General features: G+C 63.8%; 1 protein-coding gene. It reads left to right on the forward strand.

Annotation, left to right across the window (positions count from 1 at the left end):
* Positions 1-157 precede the first annotated feature (157 nt).
* The gene (locus G8O24_RS42405) at positions 158-1,501 is read left to right on the forward strand and encodes an IS5 family transposase (protein ID WP_188108398.1); all 1,344 of its coding nucleotides are present in this window, start codon (positions 158-160) and stop codon (positions 1,499-1,501) included.
* The last annotated feature ends 17 nt before the right edge of the window (positions 1,502-1,518 follow it).

The following is a 1,518-nucleotide window of genomic DNA, read 5'->3' on the forward strand; positions in this document are numbered from 1 at the left end:
TGGTCTCCCGTGAAGAACTTCCAAGCCGTTGATTTGGAATCTAGAAACGGCATCTTGCCGTGGTTGGATTTGCCAGAAAGCGGGCTCTTGGAGCGGGATTCCTTGCAAACTTGATTTGTGATTCACTCGCCTTTGACTGCTTTGGCGAGGTGACGAGATGCGACCACGGGAGCGGAACGAGACGGGAGAACAGGACCTTTTCCGCTCACGGCTCGACCAGATCATCGACATGAAGCATCCGCTGGTGACGCTGGGCCGCACGGTGGATTGGAGTTTCCTGGAGGAGCGGTTCGGCGAGGTCTACACCGATGATCCCGGGCGGCCGCCGCTGCCGACGCGGTTGATGGCGGGGCTGGCGATCCTCAAGCACACCTACGACCTGTCGGACGAAGTTCTGTGCGAGCGGTGGGTCGAGAACCCCTATTACCAACACTTCTGCGGCGAGGAGTTCTTCCAGCACCGGCTGGTGTTCGATCGCTCGTCGCTGACGCGCTGGCGCAACCGGATGGGCGAGGAGCGGCTGGCTGCGCTGATCCAGGAGAGCCTGTCGGTTGCCACCAGGACCAAGGCGATCAAGCCGTCCGAGTTGTCTCGGGTGATCGTCGACACCACGGTTCAGCCCAAGAACGTGACGTTCCCCACCGATGCGAAGCTTCTGAACCGGGCGCGCGTGAAGCTGGTGCGGCTGGCGCAGCTTCACGCGGTGCCGTTGCGCCAGTCCTATGCACGGGTGGGCAAGTTCGCCCTGATCCAGCATCAGCGCTATGCCCACGCCAAGCAGTTCAAGCGCGCCAACCGGGCGCTCAAGACGCTGCGGACCTATCTCGGCCGCGTCATCCGCGACATCGGCCGCAAGATCGACGGTGACAGTGGGCTCGAAGCGGCGTTCGCAAAGCTGCTGCCACTGGCGCGGCGCGTGCGCGAGCAGCAGCAACGTCAACGCGGGCCGAAGGTCTATTCTCTGCACGCGCCGGAGGTCGAATGCATCGGCAAGGGCAAGGCCCACCGGCCTTACGAGTTCGGCGTCAAAGTCTCCGTTGCCACCACGATCAGCCGCGCCCAGGGTGGTCAGTTCGTCACCCATGTGAAGGCGCTGCCCGGCAATCCCTATGACGGTCACACGCTGGCCACCGTGATCCCGGACATGGAGGCGCTGGTCGGCAACACCATCGCACGCATCCTCGCCGACAAGGGATACCGCGGCCACAATGCGCCGCCCGACCACAAGTTCAGGGTCTTCCTCTCCGGCCAGAAGCGAGGGGTGACGCCCAAGATCAAGCGCGAACTGCGCCGCAGGGCCGCCGTCGAGCCCGTCATCGGCCATCTCAAGGCCGAGCACCGCATGGGCCGCAATTATCTCTGGTTCCGCCAGGGCGACGCCGCCAATGCCGTCCTCGCCGCCGCCGGCTACAACTTCCGCCGCCTCATCCGCTGGCTCAGCCTGTTGCTGCGCCAAATCCTCTCGGCTCTCACTGCCGCGCTTCACACCGTTCCGGCTTGAAGCCAGTGTTCTTCACA

The sequence above is a fragment of the Bradyrhizobium campsiandrae genome, from assembly GCF_014529705.1.
Lineage (GTDB): Bacteria > Pseudomonadota > Alphaproteobacteria > Rhizobiales > Xanthobacteraceae > Bradyrhizobium > Bradyrhizobium campsiandrae.